The sequence below is a fragment of the Sporolactobacillus sp. THM19-2 genome, assembly GCF_004153195.1.
Taxonomy (GTDB): Bacteria; Bacillota; Bacilli; order Bacillales; family Sporolactobacillaceae; genus Sporolactobacillus.
The window spans coordinates 1-22345 of sequence record NZ_SEMC01000007.1; the positions used below are offsets into that span (position 1 = coordinate 1).

The following is a 22345-nucleotide window of genomic DNA, read 5'->3' on the forward strand; positions in this document are numbered from 1 at the left end:
GGCCTTAATCTTTTTATTGAAGTGGAACGTTGATTCCTTTACACTGGACATATGAGGAGCCCCCTGTATGTTTGGTTTCGCTTAACTTAATCATACAAGGAATGAGCTCCTTTTTCATTTCCTTTTTTCACTTTTCAGGTGAAAAGTGAAAATCGCTGTAAACCTTGGTGGCTCAACGACAAGCAAAGTTCATACCGCGGGCCATGAATATTCTAGGATCAATATATGGATTTTCTTTCAACCCTGATCCTGACCGGATACCTCGGTATCTATCTGTGTCTGCTTCAGCAGCCGGTCCGCTTTCCCCTCAGGCGATTTGTCTGGATCACCATTTTCGGCGGCGTGTATCTGTTTGTTTCCGATCATCTGTTCAGATTCTTCTCATTTGACTCACCGGTCGGTCGTGCGATGGCCCTGATGATCGGTCAGCAGCCGTTTGGTTATTCCGGTCAGGGGCGTCTGATGGGTTCGGCCTTCAATCCGAATTATGCCTGTTATCTGCTGATTCTTGCGCTCGCCTTTCTGTCGGTGGAACTGCTGAATGCTGTGAGGACGGGTCACCGGCGCACGATGCTGCTTTCTCTTGCGCTCCTCCCGATTCTTGACTTGGCGATTTATGAAACCGAATCCCGCGCCGGAATCGTCATCATGATTCTGATTCACCTGCTGTTTCTCTTCAAACTCAGCAGGCGCGTATTTGTTCCTGTTCTGACTCTGAGCGTCCTTGCTGCACCCTTTGTCTATCAATGGATGCCGCGGACCGGCAGCACGGAACTTTCCTTCGACAAGAGAGTAGCGATCTGGAAAAACAGTCTGCATATCTTTTTTGACAACCCGCTGTTCGGGACCACCTCTTTTGGTTTCAGAGAAGATTACATCGCGCTGACCGGACGGATGATTCCCCATGCACACGACCTGTTTCTCGCTGTACTTTCCACTTCCGGAATGTTCTGCTTTTTATTTTTTATTGCTGTTGTCGGCGTCAGCGTGTACAATTTAATCAGGCTGCAACGTTCATCGTCCGGAAGGAGTTACACCGCAGAGCTTTTCCTTTTTGCTCTGCCGACACTGATTTTATATGGACTGATGGATTTTCCGCTGTCGTCACCGCAGATTATGATCATCGTCCTTGCGATGACCGGTTACTGGATCCGGTATACCGCGCGTGTCCGCCATCTGGTCGACATGCGTCATCCTCTGCGCCTAATTCTCCGGAGGCATCTGACGCGGAGAAGACGAAAAGAAGCGACATCGGTCGAATCATTTAAGAACCTGCTTTAAGCGGATGTCCGTACGCAGCCGAAATGAGGAGGTTTACGTACATGCTGAATAAAGTGACATTTATCGGCGCGGGAGAACTTGCAGAATCACTTTTGAAAGGTTTTCTCACAAAAAAAATAATTAAAGCGGACCAGGTGTGGATGACTAACCGGTCGAATAAAGAGCGCCTGCACGATCTGGAACATACATACCCTGTTCATACCACACAGGACAAGAAAAAAGCACTTGACGGCGCTGATACCGTTATTTTTGCTTTTCGACCCGGAGATACAAAAGAAGCCCTGGCTGAAATCAGAGAGAGTCTTCATGAAAATCAGCTGATCGTCTCCCTGATGGTCGGCGTACCCACCGATTTCATCTGTAACGCCACTGGAAAAAAGCTGGCGGTTGTCCGCGTCATGCCGAATACATCTGCTTCGATCGGCCTGTCGGCAACCGGTATGGCAGCCGGGCGCTATGTCGGAGCGGCACAGCTCAGCCTCGCAAGGGAGCTTTTCGAAACCGTCGGCAGTGTGACCGTCGTGGAAGAAGAGCGAATCGATGTGATTGCCGGCCTGTCAGGGAGCGGACCTGCTTACCTGTATTACCTTGCCGGAGCCATGCAGGAGGCGGGAGTTAAAGAAGGGCTTGCCCCGGAGGACTCCGCCCGGCTTGTTCTGCAGACCCTGAAGGGAGCGGTCAGCCTGCTTGAGCAGTCTGGAAAAAAGGCCGATGACCTGCTGCGTGCGGTTGCGACGCCTGGAGGAACGACTCAGGCCGGTATTGATACATTGGACCGTCATCACGTCAGCGAATCCGTCAGCGCTTGCATTCATCAGGCGATCCTCCGTGCTGGAGAAATGAGCGGACCGTTTCAGAAAAAATGAACAATGTCAGATTTCCGGCCTGTTTTTCTGTTTTATCATAGAAAAAGTAAAAAGTATGTAAGATTAGTTTACAAAACAATTGAATGCTTATCGCGGAATGCTATGATAAATGAGTAAGCTTTAACACACCTTCTGTTGCAGTTAACCTTAAGTTGAGATGTTCGATCTTGATTTAGGAAACCATCATTTACTCGTTTGCGATAGAGTGCTCACCGGCATTCTTATCGCATATTTTTTTGTCTTTTTATAAAACAAAAGCCTGTTTCCGGCAAGTCACAGGCGTCACAGGTGTCTAGTTTTTCTGAACCTTATTCCCGCAAAAATTTTACACTTTCTTTATAGTCGAACCAAAGAGGTGCCCGGATATGTCAGAAAAATATACAACCAAAATTTTTACCGGATTACTCTGTCTGGTTCTGATTCTGCCTTTTGTCCCGCAGCCATTGATGCCGAAAGCGCATGCACGGTCTGCGTCCGGAGATTTCTTTACATCATTCGAACAATGGGACCCGGTTCCCGACTGGAAAAGCAGTGCAGAGGCCGGTTCAGGCGGAAAGAAACTTTCATCCGGAATCACATCCTCATCCGGCGGTCATAAATTAAACACGATGCGTACAGTGGCCGCGCCCGGCCCGGTGAATCTTTATGCCTCACCGAAGCAGGCCGGCTGGACGGGCAAACGGGCCCTCAGCTATTCCGGTACCGTTTCAGGGAACTCAGACAGTTATGCAGTCAACAGGCTGTTCCGTGTCAAAATACCTGTCCACAAAGACACACGCCTGTCTTATTACGTTGCCCCGGTTTCCAGGGAGAAAAACAAGATGTCCCCTGTATCCGGTTATGTCGCTGTCGATCTTGCTTTTTCCGACGGAACCTATCTGCATCAGATCAGCCGGGCGGTGGATCAGGACGGGATCAGAATGACGGCTTCCGCCCAGGGAGCTTCGCGGACGCTGAAGACGGGTCAGTGGAATTACAAAGATGTGGATATCGGCAAGGTGGCCAAGGGGAAAACCATCACACGGATTCTGCTCGCCTACCATGCGCCGAAAGCCGACGTCTCTTTCAGCGGAGCAGTTGATGATATACGTATTGAAAATACCGGAGATCAATCATCTGATAAAGAACCCGTTGATTATGTGAACATCCTCAGGGGCACCCAGTCCAACCCTGCCGCGCCTGAAGGAGAGACGGTGCCGCTTGTCGGCGTTCCCAACGGCTTTTCCTACTGGTCTCCGGCCATTAACAGCAGTTCTGCCAGTCATTTCTATCCGTACCGGGAAAACAATAATCCTGATAATCTGCCTGAAATTCAATCCTTTTCCCTCGGGCACTCGCCGAACAGTCGAACGTCGGACAGACAGTCTTTTCAGGTCATGCCCTCCGGTTTTCATGGGACCCCTTCGGCAAGCCGCCTGAACCGGGGACTCGCCTTTCACCGGGAGGATGAGGATGCGGCCCCTGATCACTATCGTGTCACCTTTACAAATGGTCTGAAAGCAGAGATGGCTGCGGACAGCCACTCAGCTATCTTCCACTTTACCTTTAACGGCAGAGACGGCAATCTGATTTTTGATCATCTGACCAACGATGGAAAACTGACACTTAACGCGAGAGATGGAACCCTCGAAGGCTTCTCTGACGACAGATCCTCAGACACCGATCAGGGGCGGCGACTTTATTTTTATGCCACCGTCGACCGGCCGGTCATCGACTGGTCAAAACTGTCCGGCGAAAACCGGGATCATATGACCGCTTTCTATAAATTCGATACGTCCAAAAACAAGTCTGTGACCCTGAAAGTTGCCGTTTCTCTCATCAGTATCGATCAGGCAAAGAAAAATCTGGAACTTGAACTTGGTGGTAAAACCCGTTTCGCGGATGTCAGTAAACGGGCACGGTCTGCCTGGAACCGCAGGCTGAGTAAAGTCAGCCTGCCGGGGGCAGGAGACGCGCAGAAAACCACCTTTTACTCAAGCCTGTACCGCCTCTATCTGTATCCGAATGCCGGATATGAAAATACCGGTTCAAAGAAAAAACCGGATGATCGTTACGCGGCGCCTGAAGAAGCGACTCATGCCGAAAACAGTGCCGTTAAAACCGGCGCCCCCATCCACAAGGGGCGTAATTATGTGAACAGTGATTTTGCCTTCAGTGCCCAGACGGCCTGGCCGGCTTATATCTTTCTCGAGCCAGAGCTGACCGGTCGGCTGATCAACGGGATGCTGCTCAATAAAGGGGCGAGCGGTGATATACTGAATGGTCCTTCAGCGGCTTATGCGGCACTCGCCCTCGCTGATGCGGCGGTGAAAGATGTCCCCGGCCTCCAAACAGATCAGCTGTACAAGCGCCTCGCCAGATACGCTTCTGTATCCGGGCCGGCCGGGCAGCAGACAGATCGCGTGATTCTCCAGAGTGACGCCGCCAGGAAAAATGAAACACTTGATGACGCGCTGGCAGCGAAAATCAGTGATTTTGCCATGGGCAGTCTGGCTGAGAAACTTGCCGCTGATCAGCCGTCCAATCGTGCCCTTATGGATGACAGCCGCTATTTTCTAAAACGTTCCGCAGACTATGTCCATCTGCTGGATCCATCCGCGATGAAAAAAGATCCAGGCAGATCATCAGATGACGTCTCTCTGCCCTATATTCATGATCCCGGTCAGCAGGCCTTTAATGTGCCGCAGGACGGTCAGGGCCTGGCAAATCTTTACGGCGGAAGAAAGGCACTGCAGGAGAAACTGGACGATTTCTTCACGGCATCGCCGGATGAAGAAGCCCTGAAGAAGCCTGAAGCAACGCTCGCGGCTGCAGGACAACTCGGCCGCTTTGTATTCGACACACCTGCTTCCGCCGGTACCCCGTATATGTATGCCTTCACCGGTACACCATGGAAGACGCAGGCGGCCGTCAGGAAAATAATGAACCGGTTTTACACCGGAGAAAGTATTGGAGGAGGATTTCTCGGTAAAGATACCGGAGCCATGCTTTCCGGGTTCTACTTATTCAGCGCGGCAGGATTCTTCCCGCTGCAGAAAGGGACGGACAACTATGTACTTGGTGCCCCATATTTTAAACATATGATTCTGCATCTGCCCGGCGGTCGTGATCTGGTGATTAACGCACCGGAGCTCAGTAATAAAAACAAATATGTCCAGGCGGTGAGGTTCAACGGTGCAGCGATAGAGCAGACGTCCCTATCTCATGACCTGCTGAAAAGCGGCGGCATTCTGACATTTGACATGGGATCTGCACCTTCAGACTGGGGCCGCTCTGCAGGCGATCTGCCGGATTCACTGACACCTCTGTCAACAGATGGTTCATCCATCTACTCTGCAGCACTGACCGACCTCACAGGCCAAAAAGCAGAAATTACCGCTCCGGATGCTACCGATGTCCGTCATCTGACTGACAATCTCTCGGGGACGGCTGCCACATTCCCTGACCCTGTAGTATCGGTGGATGTCCAGTTCCGTTCATTAAGCAACCGGGTTAAAATGTACACTCTGACCTCATCTTCCAGCGGGAGAAGCAGCGATCCAAAGAGCTGGCGCCTGCTCGGCTCAAACGATGGCGTTCACTGGGATACACTGGATACGCGCTCTGACGAATCTTTCGCCTGGAGGTCGATGACCCGCGCCTTCACCATTAAAAATCCGAAGGCCTACGCATCCTATCGTCTGGAGATCAGCAGCAAAAGCGGCAAGGGTCCGCTTGCTGTCGGCGAGTATCAGTTGCTGGGATACACGGGCATCGATTCCGGATTTGACGTGATGCGCCATAGCCTGATGAAACAATTTGAGAAGGACAGCCTTTCCGAATCGGAGACCGCATCCTTGTCCTATGCCCTGAACCAGGCGCAGCAGGCCTTTAAAAGCGGAAATCTTTCGGCATCTGTCTATTATCTGCAGACATACGTTCAAATGATCCATTCAGATTCATTTAATACGGATGCCCCGGATCAGGCTCGGAAACAACTGTCGGCCGATGCCCATGCGATCGTCAATCTCCTGTCTGACTGAATACTGACCGGCAGCACGTTCACTTAACGTAAAGGGGTCCTTACGGGTAATGAAAAATATCCATTTTCGACTGGCAACAAAAAATGACCTTCCTGACCTTGTCGCGATATACAATTCAACCATACCCGGACGGATGGTGACGGCAGATACGCAGGAAATCAGTGTTGAAGACCGAAAGCCATGGCTTGAAGCACATCTTGCGGATCCTCGGCATCCACTGTGGGTTGCCGAGCGGGAGGGGATGATCTGCGGATGGCTGAGTCTGGAGCCGTTTTATGGACGCCCGGCCTACCACGCGACGGCTGAAATCAGTATTTATATTCACGAAAGCTGCCGGCATCAGGGCATCGGATCATTACTCATCCGCAAAGCCATGAGCTGCTGCGGCAGTCTGGGCATCAGCACCCTTCTTGCCTTTATCTTCGCTCATAACGAACCAAGCCTGCGTCTCTTTGAACATTTCAGTTTTGAAAGGTGGGGGTTTCTGCCGCGTGTTGCCGAACTGGACGGCAGACAGCGCGATCTGGTGATCCTGGGCAGGCGGCTTTGATCATCGACCCCCGGGAGAAGTACTCCCGCATCACAGCAGAGGCCCCGGCCTCTTCCCCGCAGTTCATGAGGCCGGGACCTCCGGCGGACTTCCCCCGTCAGGTTATCGCCCATGCCGGCCGGGCACACCCACATATTAAATAAACAGGACCGGGTATACCCACCCGGTCCTGTTATTTATCTTCACCTATGATACGCACTTCTGTCTGAAGATCCACTCCGGACTTTTCCTTAACGGTCTTCTGTACGTAATGAATCAGTTTAATATAGTCGGTCGCGGTCCCGTGATCGACATTTACCATAAATCCGGCGTGTTTTTGTGATACTTCTACTCCGCCGATTCGTGTACCCTGTAGTCCGCTGTCCTGGATCAGTTTCCCGGCATAATGCCCCGGCGGTCTCTTAAAGACACTGCCGCAGGACGGATACTCAAGCGGCTGCTTCGATTCCCTGAGATGGGTCAGATGATCCATTTGCTCCCTGATCTTCTCCTCCTCACCTTTTTCCAGGGTGAAGGTACCCTCCAGTGCGATATAGTCGTGCTTTGAGATGGCACTCTGGCGGTAGCCCATCTCCAGTTGATCCCGGTTCAGCTCGATCAGTCGGCCGCTGCGGTCAGCCACGACAGCATGGCTGAGCACGTCCGCCGTCTCACCACCGTAGGCACCTGCATTCATATAAAGCGCGCCACCTGTTGATCCCGGTATACCACAGGCAAACTCGAGACCTGTCAGATGACAGCGCAGGGCAAAGCGCGACACGTCGATGATCGCCGCACCGCACTGGGCGATGATACTGGATCCCTGAAGGCGGATCGCATTCAGTTTCATCGTATGAATGACAATTCCACGGATCCCGCCATCACGAATAATCAGATTTGATCCATTACCGAGCACCGTGACCGGAAGCTGATTGACTCCGGCGAAACGGACAATGGCTGAAACTTCTTTATATGTTTTCGGCAGGACAAGGACATCCGCTTTCCCGCCGGTTTTTGTGAACGTGTAATGGCTGAGTAATTCATCGCACCTGACCCGATCCGGATCATCGATGATATCTGTCAGCCTTTTATATCTGTCACTTTTTTTCATGATATGCCTCTGCTATTAAATGAGATGAGTGAAAACCTTCCGCAATTATTATTTATGCCATCGAATACGTGATATGTCAACCGGAGACGGAGCGGGCGGGTGTCAGGAAAACCTGGCGCCTTTTCCCGGCAACATTTTCTTCATGAACATGAAAACAGACCCGTACAGGATGTCTCTGCCCGGCCCCCCATCATGTTGATCATCTGTTTTTATTTTGACTCGTGCTTATCCTGATACATCCGGCAGTCTGCCCTTTCAATCAGCTCATCAATGGATTCCCCGTCCTCCGGGTAAAAGCTGATTCCGATACTGAGCGACAGGTGGATTTCATAGCCGTCCTGCATGATCTTCCTGTGCTTGTTACGCTTAATCCCGTCTATGATTTCATGGTCATTCTCATCATCATGGATACCGGGCAGCAGCACAACAAACTCATCCCCGCCATAGCGACAGACAATATCATTCTTCCTCGTTGACTGCGTCAGTAGGCTTGCCACACGGGTCATCACCTTATCTCCTGTATTATGCCCGTACGTATCATTGATTGATTTGAATTCATTCACATCGATAAACATCAGACCAAGCATCCGGCCGGTTTCCTTCGCCTCATTCAGATATCTGCCGGCATACTTATCAAAAAGTGCCCGATTCGCCACACCGGTCAGGCGGTCATAATAGGCCAGCTTTTTTATCACCGCCTCTTTCCGTCTTAGTTCATCATTCAGCCGGGAAAGCTGAGTCACATATTGATGAAGCTGGCTGATTCTGAGAAATTGATGGGTCACATCCGTAAATTCAAGAAAAATGGCCGGCCCCTCGTGATATGCCACCCGATCCATCTTCAGGTTAACCTTCCGTTCTCTATTGATCAGATGCTTATGCATGGCGGCTGAAAAAAATGCAGGCGTACCATTATGAATCAAATTCCTGATCGCTTCATGAAAAAAGTTGTTATTCATTTGGGGCAGAACGTCTTCCAGCGGTCTGCCGAGTGTTTCCGATGCCTGCATGCCCGTTATCTTTTCCATAAATGGATTCCAGCACAGGATTTCCCGGTCATTAGAAAGGATCACAACGCCTTCATTTATGCAGTGTAAGACTCCCGGCAATACCGAATCCAATGTGATCATCTTCCATCATAGATTCTTTCAATGGTCGTGAGAATCTCGTCCAGAGATCTCAGCGTCATATTCATCACGATCGCTCCTTCAATTTCAGTCCCCTCAATATTGAAGGTAATGTACATCATCAGCACGAGCCGATAATCAGCATCACTTACGAACAGATCGGCACGCGCAGTATCCAGAAGGTTGACATCAGGAAGCGTGTATTCTACAGGAATCCCGACTGTATTACTCAGCTGTCCGATAATCGCATTTAAGATAATATTGCCAATTTCTTTTATCGTATCAAAATCAATATCTGTAAATGAAAGGCTGTCCGTTTCGTCACGGTTCTCATGCAGACACAGATCAATAAACCGGTGCATTTTTGTTGCAGGAAATATCAGGCTGACCTGACCTTCAAGCTGACGGTCAAAAGAGATGGTTGATACCATCACCGCACCCTGTGCCACATTTTTCAAATACCTGTCCAGTTCCACTTTTCCTCTGCCTGTATTCAGAACTTTAACATCCGGAACATCGAGGACAATCTTCTTTTCAATAATATCAGACAGTGTCGCGGCCGCCTGGCCAACGCCAATGTTGAACAGTTCTCTGAGGATATCATTGCGGTAATTTTTTCCAGTCATCAGACATCATTCCTTATGATCCCTGAAATCTGTTTCGCCTTCTCATCGTTCAGCGGTTTATTGATATACGCCTGAACACCCATCAGTTCAACCACCTTGCGGACACTTTTCTGAATATCTGCCGACAGGACGATAATTCTGGCCGCTCTGTCAATCTCTTTGATCTTTTCAATCAGATCCTGCCCGCGGAGTTTCGGCATTAGCAAATCAACGATCGTATAATCGGGCCGCTCTTCCTGAAACTTTTCCAGTCCCTCTTCACCGTCTTCTGCGAAGGAAAACGCCACATCATCCAGATGATTATGTATCATCGTTGAAGTGATTCTCTGTGAAAACCGGGAATCATCAACAATCAAAATTTTAGCCATGGAAACTGTAATCCCCTTTTCCTTTCTGTGATCGTTCAAAATATAAGCTCTTCGTCTTGCTCTATACAGACTCTACTTCATTATATGAGAATGTCCGGAAAATACAAGAATTGTTTTCTCTCTAATGTACCTCGAACAGCGCCTCTTTTGCAGCATGGCAAGATTAATCCGCCACCGGCTTTTCCTTCAAGATCTGCCATGACTTCAGCAAATTAGGTTCTCCCCGTTATGGATTCTGTTTTCCATCAAAAGTTGTGATCGCGCCATAAAGATCCGGGCGCCGGTCGCGGAACAGCCCCCAGTCGAAGCGCTGCAATTGCAGCTGGTCGAGATCAAATTCTGCGACAAGGACGGATTCGGTTTCCCGGTCCGCTTCAGCCAGTTTATTGCCGCGTGGACCGGCGATAAAGGAAGAGCCGTAAAACGAGATCGATGAGTTCTCATCTTTTTCCGTGCCGATCCGGTTTGAGGCAATGACAGGAACCAGGTTTGCCGCCGCATGGCCGAGCATACACGCCTGCCAGTGGTCTTTCGAATCAATCGAAGGATCATAGGGTTCCGATCCAATCGCCGTCGGATAAAAAAGCAGTTCGGCACCCATCAGCGCCATACATCGGGCGGATTCGGGAAACCACTGATCCCAGCAGATACCGGCACCAATTTTTCCATAGCGCGTCTGCCAGACTCTGAAGCCGGTATCCCCCGGATTGAAATAAAATTTTTCTTCATAGCCGGGTCCGTCCGGAATATGACTCTTCCGATAGGTTCCCAGCACCTGACCGTCGGCATCGATCATCGCCAGCGCGTTAAATAGCGCGTTATTCTTTTTTTCATAAAAGCTGAGCGGCAGAACGACTTCCAGCTCGCGGGCGATCCGGCAAAAATGTTGGACTGCCCGACTTTCTTCAAGTGTCTCGGCCAGCCGGTAATATTCACTTTTTTCCTTCTGGCAGAAATAAGGCGTCTCAAAAAGTTCCTGTAAAAGGATGATCTGTGCACCCTTCGCTGCCGCCTGGCGTACCAGCTTTTCCGCCTTCAGCAGATTCTCTTCTCTATTCCAGGAGCAGCTCATCTGTGTAGCCGCTGCTTTCACCTTCCGCACATCACTCACCTCAATGGGCCGGCCGGCATCTGCTGCGTCGCGCAGTGCACATTGCCGCCTTCTGTAATGATCGCCATCCCGTCAATCGTCCGTATCCGCCGATCCGGGAAGACATGGCGCAGAACAGCTTCCGCCTTCCGGTCAGATGCAGCTGCGTCAGCGCCGAAAACCGGCAGGATGACGCCGCCGTTCACCAGATAAAAGTTCAGATAGCTCAAAGTCAGCCGGTGGCCCTTATAGAATCGTTTCGGAGGCTGCGGGATCCGGATCACTTCAAGCTTTCTTCCCCGGGCATCGGTCGCCTCACTTAGCCTGGTCAAGTTCTCCCGGGTGATCTCGAAGTTCTCATCACCCGGATCATCGCACGTCTGAATCAGCACCTTACCAGGGGCAGCAAAACAGGCGATGTTGTCGATATGACCGTCCGTCTCGTCTCCGCTCAGGCCGCGTTTCAGCCAGATGATTTTCTCTGCATGAAGCCTGTGCTTCAGTTCCTCTTCTATCCCTTCCCTGTCCAGCTGTGGATTCCGGTTCGGATGGAGCAGGCACTGCTCAGTCGTCAGGAGCGTCCCCTCCCCGTCTGTGTGGATCGATCCGCCTTCAAGCACGATCGAGGCATCGACTCGCCGGATATGGAGTCTGTCCAGCAGGACCCGGGCCAGCCGGTCGTCATGATCCCACGGATGATATTTTTCGCCCCAGGCATTAAAACGCCAGTTTACCCCTGCCCGATGTCCGAAGTCATCAATCAGAAAAGTCGGCCCGTTGTCCCGTACCCATGAGTCATCGTGAGCGATCACGAGCCTGTCGATCCATTCCTCATCAAATTCCGCTTTCAGCTGTTCTGCCTGATCCGGGTTGACGATCACGGTGACGGGTTCAAATTCAGCAATGGCCCGGGCTAAAGTGGCATAACCACGGGCGATGCGCCGGTAATCTTCGGGATAGTGCATCGACCGGCGCACAGGCCAGGAAATAAACGTGCGTTCATGCGCCGCCCATTCGGCAGGCATCCTGAATCCCCTTTTTCTCTGATCCATAAATAACCCCACATCATTTCATTTAATCTGTTTTTTTATTTATTATGTTATCATAAAATAAGCAGGACAGGCAGATTTTCTGCCAGGCGAAAGAGAGGGAAAGAGATGCAGGAATGGATCACCCATTTTATGGAACAGTTCGGCTATATCGGTATATTCCTGATGATTCTTCTGGAAAATATTTTCCCGCCGATTCCTTCAGAGATTGTTCTGACTTTCGGCGGCTTCATGACGACCCGGACGCAGATGAGTATCCCCGGGGTCATCCTTTACGCGACGGCAGGATCCCTGTCCGGTGCCTGCGTGCTTTACCTGGTCGGGCGCGTGCTGAACGTGGAACGGCTGGAGATGGTGATCAGCCGCTGGGGGCACCTCCTCAGGCTGAAAACCGGAGATGTCAGGCGGGCCGATGCCTGGTTTGACCGCTACGGTTACCGGGCCGTTTTCTTCTGCCGGATGGTGCCGCTGGTCCGCAGTCTGATCTCCATCCCGGCCGGCATGTCCGGTATGCGCTTCAGTCGTTTTCTGATTTATTCGGCGGCCGGAACACTGATCTGGAACGTTCTCCTCGTTTCAGCAGGTGCGCTGCTTGGCCGGTCGTGGGAAAAAGTCCTCGCCTTCATGGACGTGTATGCCATTGTGGCTTACGTGGTGATCGGTGCCGCCGTCCTTTTCTTTATCGTCCGCTTTATTATCAGAAGACGGCGGTAAGCATGCAGCTCAGTCCGCATCCATTATCCGTTTATGCAGAGGCAGAAGCCATCCGAAAACCACGACATACCCCAGTACAGAGTAAAACAGATTCCAGTTCCTTTGCCGAAAATAGCCTTGTGCCATTGCTCCGCCCTCGATCAGGAGTGACAGCAGAATAAAGAGGATCAGCATCAGCCATTTATTCGATGGGGTCCTGTAATTCAGAAAGATGATTGCAAGAAAAGAGGGAATCAGGGTGACTCCAAACAGGTCACCCAGACCAATCACATGGTCCCGTCCAAGAATATAACCATGGAAGAATACCGCCACGATCATATCAATCACCCACGTCATCGTACCGACGATACCAAACGTGAAATAGATATGCCGCCAGTTCATCTCACGTTTCCTCATGAACAGAACAATAAGAACGAGCAGAATGGCGACAGCGATCGGGTACCAGATCCCATCAGAACGCAGGTCAAGTCGATCTGTAATGGATTCCATATAAACCTCCTGAGATAAGTCTCAGATTTAATATGGTGATCTTTTCGGTTTATATGCAGTAATCAGCAAAAATCACGGATCACCGACCACTCCCGCAGCTTCTCTTCAAACGATTTCGGCCGCCGGGTCGGTGTCGGACTGGTTGAGGGCAGCTGAACATAACGGATCCCGGTGAGAATCAGTAATTCCAGCCCAAAGTGTTTTTTAAAGACCTGGATGGACTTACTTCCATTAAATGCGACCAGCCGGATTTGCCGGTACTTTTTCAGAAGCTGCGGAATGGCATTAGGTTCCGCATCCCGGATCGCTGAATCAAGGCTCCCCTTCCGGGTACACTGGCGGATCGAATCCCAGAGCCCGATCCGGTTTCTCGTCAGAAAATCACACTTCTCCTGATAATTTTCAAATGTCTCTTTATGTTGAAACAAAGCGGCCATTACGCGCCAGAACTGATTACGGGGGCAGGCATAATACTGCTGCATCGCAAGAGACCTGGCCCCGGGCATCGACCCCAGAATGAGGACGCGTGCATCTGGCGCGATCACCGGATCCATGGAATAATGGCGATGTTCTGTATCCTTCATAAAAATGTCCCTCCTGTTTTTCATTGATCCTGAGTAAAGCGGTAAAAGTTGCTCATAATAAAGCCGGAGGTGCGACGGATGCTGATCAAAATACTATTTTCCTTTTTCCTGCTTACTGGAGCGGCTGTTCCTTCAGATCATCTGGTGATCACCCTTCACGGCAAACCGGCCGCTACGGTCACACGCGCGGAAGTCACCCGTGTCTTTCCCGGCCCGCCGTTCATCGATCCTGAGCAAGTCGATCAGTTTATCAGTAAACTTAACCGGACGATCTATCAGGCTCCACAAAATGCCACTCTTGATCAACATGGCGGGATTGCTGCAGAAAAACCGGGAGTCCGGCTTGATCAAAGGGCCTTTAGAGACCGTTTTTACCGTTATTTATTCAGCCGCGGCCCGGCCACTGTTGAAGCTCCGCTTTCCCCCGTTTATCCCAAAGTCGACAGCGAACTGCTTTCGGAGATACGCGTGCGTCCGATCGGCAGTTATGTGACGTTTTTCAATGCCGGAAATAAAAGCCGTTCGAACAATATTATGCTCGCCACCGAGGCGATTAACAACACGGTGGTTTTCCCAAACGAAACGTTCTCATTCAACCAGACTGTCGGCAGGCGAACAAAGGAAAAAGGCTACCTGCCCGCGCGGGTGATCGTCAGAGGAGAATATTCGGAAGGAATCGGCGGCGGGATCTGCCAGGTGTCCTCTACGCTGTTCAACGCTGTCGACCGTGCCGGACTGCGTATCACGCAGCGCTACTCACACAGCAGGCGTGTCGGTTATGTACCGCCCGGGCGTGATGCGACGGTCGACTGGTACGGCCCTGACTTCCGTTTCCGGAACACATACCATCAGCCCATTCTGATCCGGGCGCATAAATATGGCGGGAGCGTCTCCTTTTCCCTGTATTCCTCAGACACCATTCACATAAAGCCGAAAACAATCCCCAATCCCTCGGCCAAAATGCCGGAAGAAGGGCATGCCGGTCATAAACAGAAGTTAAAGAAGAAAGCAGAGTAAGGAGTGCATAAAAAAAGGCCCTATAAGGGCCATCCTGAATGTGGCGTTTAACCGCTGTTTTAACAAGTTTATTCCTGAATTTGTATATCCGGGCATCGTTTTTTTAACTCGGTGATAAACCCGGCCTTATTCTCTGGCGAAATCTTAACACTTCCGAGTGTTGCAGATTTGTAAAATATTTCAAGGCCCTGTTTAGATAATAAGATTCGATAACCAGTGAATATATCCCCTGTTGAAGAAACTTTAGTTATTGTTTGGTATGGAATTTTACTACGAAAGGGCCCTCCTTTAACTAATAAAAAATCCTCATAAAAAAAATACTTGATAAAAAAGGCTGTCCACACGATGATACCTGCTGAAACAATAAATATAGCGAACATAATGGTTATAACAGCTGCCGATGCGTTCTTATCAATGAATACAGGCAGCAATGTGACAGCGCTTATTATTAAAATCGTTATGGAAATAATGGCAACAAAGAAGTTGTCTGCCTTTGAGCGGAAAATCATCGGAAATCACACCATTTTTAGCATATACATACGGTTATTTATTAAAGGTTTCATTCTTAAATCCATTTACGAAAACAGCCCTGGCATAACAAAACCTCCTGTTACCTTTTTATTAAGCATAACGGAGGTGGCGAATTTTTTCATTATGACGTTGCCAGTCCGGCAAACTATGAAGCACTGACTTCGCTGAGCGTCTCATGAAACTCAATCCGGATCTTCTCCAGACGGTTTCCTCTGACTGATTCAACGGTAAATAACATATGGTCGTATGTGACTGCCGGTTTGTGCCCCTTTTCCGGAATGTACCCCATCCGGCTCAGAACAAATCCTGCGAGCGTATCCACATTCGGTGCCTCAATATGCGTGCTGAAGAGTTCATTAAATGCATCTATTTCAAGGGTGCCATCGGCTAACCAAGTACGCTCATCAATCTGTCTGATCACTCCTTTAGCCTCATCGTGCTCATCTTCAATTTCTCCGACGATCTCCTCAATCAGATCCTCCAGTGTCACAAGGCCGGCAAAGCCGCCATATTCATCCAGCAGAACGGCAATATGCTGATGCGCCCGCTGCAGATCACGCAGTAAATCATCAATATTTCGCGTCTCGGGGACAAAATACGGTTCACGAAGGAGCGCGCGCAGATCCACATGATCAAAGCCTGCCTCGCCCGCCGCTTGAAAGTAGTCTTTCATGTTCAGAATCCCGATAATGTGGTCATGATCAGATTCATAAACCGGGATGCGGGTATAATTCTCACGTAACAGGAGAGGCGCCAGTCTGTCGGGCGGCGTGTCGGCACTGAGCGTGAAGGCATCCGTTCTCGGCGTCATAATCTCACGGGCAATCTTGCTGCTCAGTTCAAAGACGCCGCGAATCATATCCAGCTCAGCCGGTCTGATGGACCCGTCTTCCCGCCCGGACTCAGCCAGTATTTTCATCTCATCCCGGGCGTTCGTCTGCCCGCTGACTTTTACGGTTTCTGTACGTGTAATTTTTGCCAGCAGATTCGTCGAAAAAGAAAGGAAAAGCACAAAAGGCAGAGCCAGTTTACTGATGAGCAGAATGGGCGTGACAGAGATCCTGGCAATCTTTTCCGCATTCTGAAGCGCAATTCTTTTTGGGAAAAGTTCTCCGAATACCAGCGTCACATAGGACAGAAGAAGCGTAATCATAATAATCGCCAGTTCTTCGGCATAAGGGAAATTTCCCAGCAGGGAAGCGGTATGGTCCGCAAGTCCGGTTGCGGCGGACGCGCTGGAAAAAAGGCTGGCCAGCGTGATGCCCACCTGAATCGTCGCCAGAAACTTACCCGGATCCTGAAGCAATTTGTTCAGGAGTCTGGCTTTCCTGTCCCCGTTTGCCGCCTGATGTGCCATCCGCTTCTTATCCAGTGAGACAAGCGCAATCTCGGCAGCTGCGAAAAAGGCATTCACTAAAGTCAGAACCCCAATCATTCCGAGCTGAAAGAAAATCAAACTCCCGGGGTCATCTGCAGGAGCTTCCACTGATTTAATCTCTCCCTTTAATAAAGAAAATTTAGATAAAGCTGACAAATCATATCGTAATCCGATTATACACTATCCTATGTTCTTTATCCACGATTATTTGTCTAAAAAAAGCGGTGAGAAATGAAACTTTCCGTGATGTACAGCGTACCTAGACTGAGTACTGAAAACGAATCATATGGGCAATCTGACTTTCCCGTAAAACGGCAGGCAGATTTCATGTACGCAAAATAAAATCAACGCCGATGGATTGACATTCAGGGACCATTTTTGTTCAGATCATTTTCATTCAGATGTAGCTCGAAATACATAAATGGCCAGGGAGTAAAGGAGCAGAAAATGAAAACAAAACAGTTGAATAAAGCCACACGGTACACTGATTTTCGTGAAATGATCTATCAAAGTGCAAGAAGGTTTGGCAGAAAGTCTGCTTTTCAGATCAGAAAGTCAGACGGAAGTTACCAGTTTGTGAGTTATGCTCAGTTTAAAGAAGACTTTCGGGCTCTGGGCACACATTTTCTCGATCTTGGTCTTTCCGGCAAGCGGATCGCAGTCATCGGAAAAAACAGCTATAGCTGGGTCCTGCATTATCTTTGCGCGGCAACAGTCGGCGTAGCTGTTCCGATCGATCGTGAATTATCTGCTGAAGACATGTACACGTTCATTGCAAGTGCCGACTGCGCTGCAGTGTGTGCGGACAGTGAGATCCTTGACCATCTGAAACCGCTGACCGGTCATAAACGGCTGCTTTTATCCCTGCAGGATGCCCTGCCTGCCATGGCAAAACAGGATGCACGCATAGACACTCTTCCCGTTGCAGCAGACGAAATGAGTGTGCTGATCTTTACTTCAGGAACGGCTGGAAAACCAAAAGGGGTTTGCCTTTCTCAAAAAAACATCTGTACCAACATCTATTCGACCTCGCAGATTGTAAAAGTGACATCCCGCGACAAGACGCTTTCTATCCTGCCCCTTTGTCATACGTACGAATGCACATTGAACTGCCTGCTTATTCTGTCTCGCGGTGCCTGCATTGCTTACGCGGACAGTCTGCATGCCATACGGCGTAACATTCTTGAATACAGGCCAACCCTTCTCGTTGTCGTCCCCGAACTTCTTCAGATTCTGGATAAACGAATTCAGACGGTTGTAGCCGGTAAATGTCCGAAAAAGTATCAGAATACATTCAGGACAGATTCACTCGCGACAGCATTCCGGACGCTGCCGTTCGCTGTAAGGATGATCATCCGTCGAAAAGTGAAGCAGGCACTTGGTGGTAAACTTCGTACCTTCATTGTCGGCGGAGCCGATCTTTCCCCGGCTGTAATTGAGGATTTTCAGGCGCTCGGTATTCGCTCATTGCAGGGATACGGTCTCACTGAATGTGCTCCTCTTCTGGCAGGAAACAACGATTTTTACTTCAATGCCCGCTCAGCCGGTGTGGCTGTTCCCGGTGTGGAACTGAAAATAGACAGCCCTAATGCAGAAGGTGTGGGTGAAATTCTTGCCAAAGGCGATAACATCATGCTTGGTTATTATAATGATCCGGTTGCGACCGCCCATACCTTCCAAAACGGCTATTTCCGGACAGGTGATCTCGGTTCAATTGATAAAGATGGGGCGTTATACATCAGAGGGCGCATGAAGAATGTCATCGTAACGGCCAACGGCAAGAACATTTATCCGGAAGAATTAGAAGCACGGCTGCTTGAAAAGGAACCAATCAGTGAAGCGCTTGTTCTATCCGGAAATGATCGCAGGGGAAGCGCCTGTGTGAAGGCGAAGATATTCCCAAATTTAGACTATGTGACCCGAATCAAAGGGCATCTGCCTGCAAAGGAAGAAATACAGACGCTTGTCAAATCGATTATTGATGAAGTGAACAACAAAATGCCGGATTATAAACACATTCGTATGTATGAAATTATTGAAAAAGAGTTTGAAAAAACAACGACAAGAAAAATCAGACGATGTGGTCTGAATCTCGTCTGAGTAATACGTACAGGCTGCTTCTTCATGAAGAAAAACCGGCCGGCCGGCAAGTGGCAGACCGGCAGAAGCTTATTTTTTCTGATCCGTTTAAACACAAATTTTACAGAAGGGAATTTTTCAGCGCTGTGCCCGCCGCAGGCGCCCGAAAAGTTCTCTTTTTCTATGGGTCAGGGCCGATCGGATCAATCTACTGATTATGACAACTTTTTCGGTTTTTCCGGCTTCAGCTTACTGGCATGGATTTTTTTAATCTGATGGGCATCCATCTCAACGACTTCAAACGTGACATCCTTGTACCGAAGAACGGTCCCTTTCCTGACATCAGGTTTTTCATCAAAAATCCAGCCGCCAATCGTATCCAGTTCTTCTTCCTCAATATCCAGATGGAACTGACGATTCACTTCGGAAATCAGCGCTTTACCGCTGATCATAGCCTGATTTTCATCAATCACCTGAATCGCCGGCTCTTCACCTTCATCAAATTCATCATGGATTTCTCCAACGATCTCTTCGACAATATCCTCAACAGTGACAAGTCCCGAGGTCCCTCCGTACTCATCGATCAGTATCGCCATGTGAATGCTTTCCTTCTGCATTTTTTCCAGAAGCATGCGGACCGGGGTCGTCTCAAGCACCGTCAGAATTGGGCGGATGTATTCATCAAGGGTATGTATCTCTTTCTTCAGATAATCAGTAAAAATGTCTTTAATATTGATCATGCCAACAACATGATCCTTATCACCGGTTACGACCGGAAAACGGGTATATTTTTCATCGCGCAATGTCTTCAGGCTTTCTTCAGGCGGATCTTCTTTATAAATGCAGATGATTTCAGTCCGCGGGACCATAATTTCCCGCGCCATCCGTTCGTCAAAATCAAAAATTCGGTCCATATAGCGCAGTTCACCCTGGCTGATCTCCCCGCTTCGGAAGCTGTTGGAAATCGTCATTCTGAGTTCTCCCTCAGTCAATGCCTGATCATGATCCGCATTCGGCTGCATTCCGAAAAGACGGATCACTCCGTTTGATAAGGTATTCAGCAGCCAGACGAATGGAAACAGCAGGCGATGTGTCCAGATCAGAGGATACGTAATAGCCAGTGTTATTTGTTCCGCTTTCTGAATGGCGATGCCCTTTGGTGCCAGTTCACCAAGAACAACACTGAGCATCGTTACAATAAAAAAACCGATCAGTGTAGAAAGGGTTACAGATAAAGCACCACTCACCCCAAGCCAGTGAAACAGAGGATGGAACAAACGAGCTACCGCAGGCTCCCCGATCCACCCGAGTACCAGAGCAGTCACGGAAATCCCGAGTTGCGTCGTCGACAGATAACCATTCAGATCTTTCACTATCGTCTTTGCTGCTCTGGCGCGTTTACTTCCCTCCTTGATCAGCTCGTCAAGACGCGTCGTGCGAATCTTAACGATCGCAAATTCGGCTGCAACAAAAAAAGCGGTTAAAAAAATCAATAAAATCACAATCAAGAGTCCGGTCATATTCCCCAAGTCTTCCCGCACACCGCTTCCGATGTGCGGTGTCACCTCCGTATCCAGTGCTATCTTAATCATACAGAAATTTATTAGAAAAAGTAAGCGCTGATTTTCATAAGCTGTTCTGTCATTATCTTGCTTATCCGGAGGGAAAATTATAAGCATATCAGGAGTCTGGTACCGGCTGGCCGCAGCAGGCCGAAGAAAAATTAAAGGAAACCCATATATTCTGATGGGTTTCCTCGCTATGTTATTAAAGTAACTTTTCCCATTCACTCAAATACATTTTTTCTGATCGGTTCATTTCTTTTGGGAGTCTCGTAATGAACTCCAAATGATTCCCATCTGGGTCATCAAAATAAATCATTGCGTGGGCCTGGTCGGGGATCACGACAGGTTCTCTTGTTCCCATACCAAATGCGTCCCTTACTTTAATTCCTCGTTCTCTTAGCCAGGCCGGAGCTTTTTTAATATCTTCTATATCAACATAAAATGCGATATGTTTTATTGAAACATGATAAGGAAGTTCTGATTCTTTCCCCTCCCATAAACCAATCCAGCTTTTTCCTTCTTCAATCCAAAAAAATGCGACTTTATTATATCTCTTGTATAGTTTTAGACCTAATTTTTGGTAGAAATCAATGGATTGCTCCAGGTTACTTACAGGCAAGTGTGCTTCATATAGACCTTTTATCATCTGAACACTCCTTATATTACATCGCTCCGGTGCGATGCAGAATGGTCAGTCTCTGTCTTAACTGGCTGGCAACAACTGCAGCAATCGCTGCCTTAACCAGATCGAGAAGAAAGAGCGGGATGTTTCCACCGATAGCCGTGAACATCGGCGTATTCGTGAAGAAGGCGAACCAGGGAACACCGATCAGATAAATAATCGCAATGCCTGCAAAAATAGCCAGGTAATACCAGATCAGTTTCAACCTGCCTGCCAGCTGAATATGGTCCGTGAACAGCCCGATGATCAGGGCGGCGATGGGCCAGGCCAGGACATAACCACCGGTCGGCCCGAGCAAAACGCCCATACCCCCGTGAAACCCGGAAAGTACAGGCAGTCCGGCAGCTACCAGCCCGAGAAAAACAAGCATGGCTGCGAACCCCTTTCTTGCGCCGAGAATACTTCCGACAAGCATCACACCCAGCATCTGGAAGGTGAAGGGAACGGGGATAAAAGGAATAACAAGTGACGGAATGGCTCCGAAGGCAATCATCACCGCAACAAAAAGCGAAATCAGTGTGATGGATTTAGTTTTCAAGAGAAATCCTCCTTTTTTGTTAACTAAAAATAATAATAGGTTTACATTATATAAGTGTCAACACTTTTATTTATTAAGTTAACAATAAGAGAAATTAAAGGCCAGGACAAAGGAATCCTTCCTGTCCATACATCAGCTGATTTCTCTTTCTTCTGATAAAAAGGAAGGGGGATGCGGTGCGGAGGTTCTCGTGGCAAGATGATCTTTACAATCAAAGTGGTCCTCGGAAGGACGCAGTGATTGTATAATTTGATGGATCTGCCTGGGTCCCGCATTTTTTCAGCCGGTCTGGAGATTTTTTCAGCCAACCTGCGATTTTTTCAGCCGGTCTGAGGTTTTTTCAGCCAACCTGTAATTTTATCAGCCGATTTGAGATTTTTTCAGCCGGTCTGTGATTTTTTCAGCCGGTCTGTGATTTTTTCAGCCAACCTGCGATTTTTTCAGCCGACCTGTGATTTTTTCAGCCGACCTGTGGTTTTATCAGCCAACCTGTGATTTTATCAGCCGATCTGGAGATTTTTTCAGCCGGTCTGTGATTTTTTCAGCCGACCTGTGATTTTATCAGCCGATCTGGAGATTTTTTCAGCCGATCTGTGATTTTTTCAGCCGACCTGCGATTTTTTCAGCCGAAGCACCGGCTTCAATTCATGACGCAGTACGACTGCTCTCTGCCTGGTATCACCTGGCCTTAGTAAAAGG

The 22345-nt window shown here is 49.1% G+C and carries 20 protein-coding genes; 7 read left to right on the top strand and 13 right to left on the bottom strand.

The features are described from left to right. Positions 1-225 precede the first annotated feature (225 nt). The 4 genes from EWH91_RS07465 (at position 226) to EWH91_RS07480 (ending at position 6719) form a co-directional block, all read left to right on the top strand. Positions 226-1281 (top strand): O-antigen ligase family protein, encoded by a 1056-nt coding sequence (locus EWH91_RS07465; RefSeq protein WP_129929419.1) that lies wholly within the window; start codon positions 226-228, stop codon positions 1279-1281. A 41-nt stretch (positions 1282-1322) separates the two neighbouring features. Then, positions 1323-2147 (top strand): pyrroline-5-carboxylate reductase, encoded by an 825-nt coding sequence (gene proC, locus EWH91_RS07470; RefSeq protein WP_165364272.1) that lies wholly within the window; start codon positions 1323-1325, stop codon positions 2145-2147. A gap of 365 nt (positions 2148-2512) precedes the next feature. Then, positions 2513-6169, top strand: a complete 3657-nt coding sequence (locus tag EWH91_RS07475; RefSeq protein ID WP_129929421.1) for a GH92 family glycosyl hydrolase — start codon at positions 2513-2515, stop codon at positions 6167-6169. Positions 6170-6218: 49 nt separating this feature from the next. Beyond that, positions 6219-6719: a GNAT family N-acetyltransferase gene (locus EWH91_RS07480; RefSeq protein ID WP_129929422.1), complete on the top strand. Its 501-nt coding sequence runs from the start codon at positions 6219-6221 to the stop codon at positions 6717-6719. A gap of 172 nt (positions 6720-6891) precedes the next feature. Here the strand turns inward: EWH91_RS07480 and murB are convergent, their stop codons facing one another. The 6 genes from murB to EWH91_RS07510 form a co-directional block, all read right to left on the bottom strand. After that, on the bottom strand, positions 6892-7809 hold the full coding sequence (gene murB / locus EWH91_RS07485) for a UDP-N-acetylmuramate dehydrogenase (RefSeq protein ID WP_129929423.1): 918 nt from the start codon (positions 7807-7809) through the stop codon (positions 6892-6894). 209 nt (positions 7810-8018) lie between these two features. Then, a complete protein-coding gene (locus tag EWH91_RS07490) occupies positions 8019-8939 on the bottom strand; it encodes a GGDEF domain-containing protein (protein WP_129929424.1) in 921 nt (306 codons plus the stop codon). Further along, entirely contained in the window at positions 8936-9562 is a 627-nt protein-coding gene (locus tag EWH91_RS07495; protein WP_129929425.1) for a chemotaxis protein CheC, read from the bottom strand. Before EWH91_RS07495 ends, EWH91_RS07490 begins: the two co-directional genes overlap by 4 nt. Then, on the bottom strand, positions 9562-9930 hold the full coding sequence (locus EWH91_RS07500; RefSeq protein WP_129929426.1) for a response regulator transcription factor: 369 nt from the start codon (positions 9928-9930) through the stop codon (positions 9562-9564). Before EWH91_RS07500 ends, EWH91_RS07495 begins: the two co-directional genes overlap by 1 nt. 226 nt (positions 9931-10156) lie before the next feature. Further along, the gene (gene aguB / locus EWH91_RS07505) at positions 10157-11032 is read right to left on the bottom strand and encodes an N-carbamoylputrescine amidase (RefSeq protein WP_129929427.1); all 876 of its coding nucleotides are present in this window, start codon (positions 11030-11032) and stop codon (positions 10157-10159) included. A 5-nt stretch (positions 11033-11037) separates the two neighbouring features. After that, the gene (locus EWH91_RS07510; protein ID WP_129929428.1) at positions 11038-12072 is read right to left on the bottom strand and encodes an agmatine deiminase family protein; all 1035 of its coding nucleotides are present in this window, start codon (positions 12070-12072) and stop codon (positions 11038-11040) included. 105 nt (positions 12073-12177) lie between these two features. Between EWH91_RS07510 and EWH91_RS07515 the strand changes: the two genes are divergently transcribed. Beyond that, positions 12178-12783 carry a DedA family protein gene (locus tag EWH91_RS07515; protein WP_129929429.1) on the top strand — a complete coding sequence of 202 codons (606 nt, stop codon included), beginning with the start codon at positions 12178-12180 and terminating at the stop codon, positions 12781-12783. A gap of 9 nt (positions 12784-12792) precedes the next feature. Here EWH91_RS07515 and EWH91_RS07520 read toward each other — a convergent pair whose 3' ends face one another. Further along, positions 12793-13272, bottom strand: a complete 480-nt coding sequence (locus EWH91_RS07520) for a hypothetical protein (RefSeq protein WP_129929430.1) — start codon at positions 13270-13272, stop codon at positions 12793-12795. Between the two features lie 62 nt (positions 13273-13334). Continuing rightward, positions 13335-13856, bottom strand: coding sequence for a DNA-deoxyinosine glycosylase (locus EWH91_RS07525; protein ID WP_129929431.1), 522 nt, complete (start codon positions 13854-13856; stop codon positions 13335-13337). An 81-nt stretch (positions 13857-13937) separates the two neighbouring features. Here EWH91_RS07525 and EWH91_RS07530 point away from each other — a divergent pair, with 81 nt between their 5' ends. Continuing rightward, the gene (locus EWH91_RS07530; protein ID WP_240697301.1) at positions 13938-14873 is read left to right on the top strand and encodes a VanW family protein; all 936 of its coding nucleotides are present in this window, start codon (positions 13938-13940) and stop codon (positions 14871-14873) included. Positions 14874-14941: 68 nt separating this feature from the next. Here EWH91_RS07530 and EWH91_RS07535 read toward each other — a convergent pair whose 3' ends face one another. Together EWH91_RS07535 and EWH91_RS07540 are read right to left on the bottom strand one after the other, a co-directional pair. Continuing rightward, positions 14942-15382, bottom strand: a complete 441-nt coding sequence (locus EWH91_RS07535; protein ID WP_129929433.1) for a PH domain-containing protein — start codon at positions 15380-15382, stop codon at positions 14942-14944. A gap of 167 nt (positions 15383-15549) precedes the next feature. Continuing rightward, positions 15550-16839: a hemolysin family protein gene (locus EWH91_RS07540; RefSeq protein ID WP_129929511.1), complete on the bottom strand. Its 1290-nt coding sequence runs from the start codon at positions 16837-16839 to the stop codon at positions 15550-15552. Between the two features lie 390 nt (positions 16840-17229). Between EWH91_RS07540 and EWH91_RS07545 the strand changes: the two genes are divergently transcribed. Beyond that, on the top strand, positions 17230-18882 hold the full coding sequence (locus EWH91_RS07545; RefSeq protein ID WP_129929434.1) for an AMP-dependent synthetase/ligase: 1653 nt from the start codon (positions 17230-17232) through the stop codon (positions 18880-18882). Between the two features lie 194 nt (positions 18883-19076). Here the strand turns inward: EWH91_RS07545 and EWH91_RS07550 are convergent, their stop codons facing one another. The 3 genes from EWH91_RS07550 to EWH91_RS07560 form a co-directional block, all read right to left on the bottom strand. Beyond that, complete coding sequence (locus tag EWH91_RS07550) at positions 19077-20381, bottom strand: hemolysin family protein (protein WP_206184310.1); 1305 nt, start codon at positions 20379-20381, stop codon at positions 19077-19079. 247 nt (positions 20382-20628) lie between these two features. Further along, positions 20629-21072, bottom strand: a complete 444-nt coding sequence (locus EWH91_RS07555; protein WP_129929435.1) for a VOC family protein — start codon at positions 21070-21072, stop codon at positions 20629-20631. A gap of 16 nt (positions 21073-21088) precedes the next feature. Beyond that, complete coding sequence (locus tag EWH91_RS07560; protein WP_129929436.1) at positions 21089-21646, bottom strand: biotin transporter BioY; 558 nt, start codon at positions 21644-21646, stop codon at positions 21089-21091. Positions 21647-22345 lie beyond the last annotated feature (699 nt).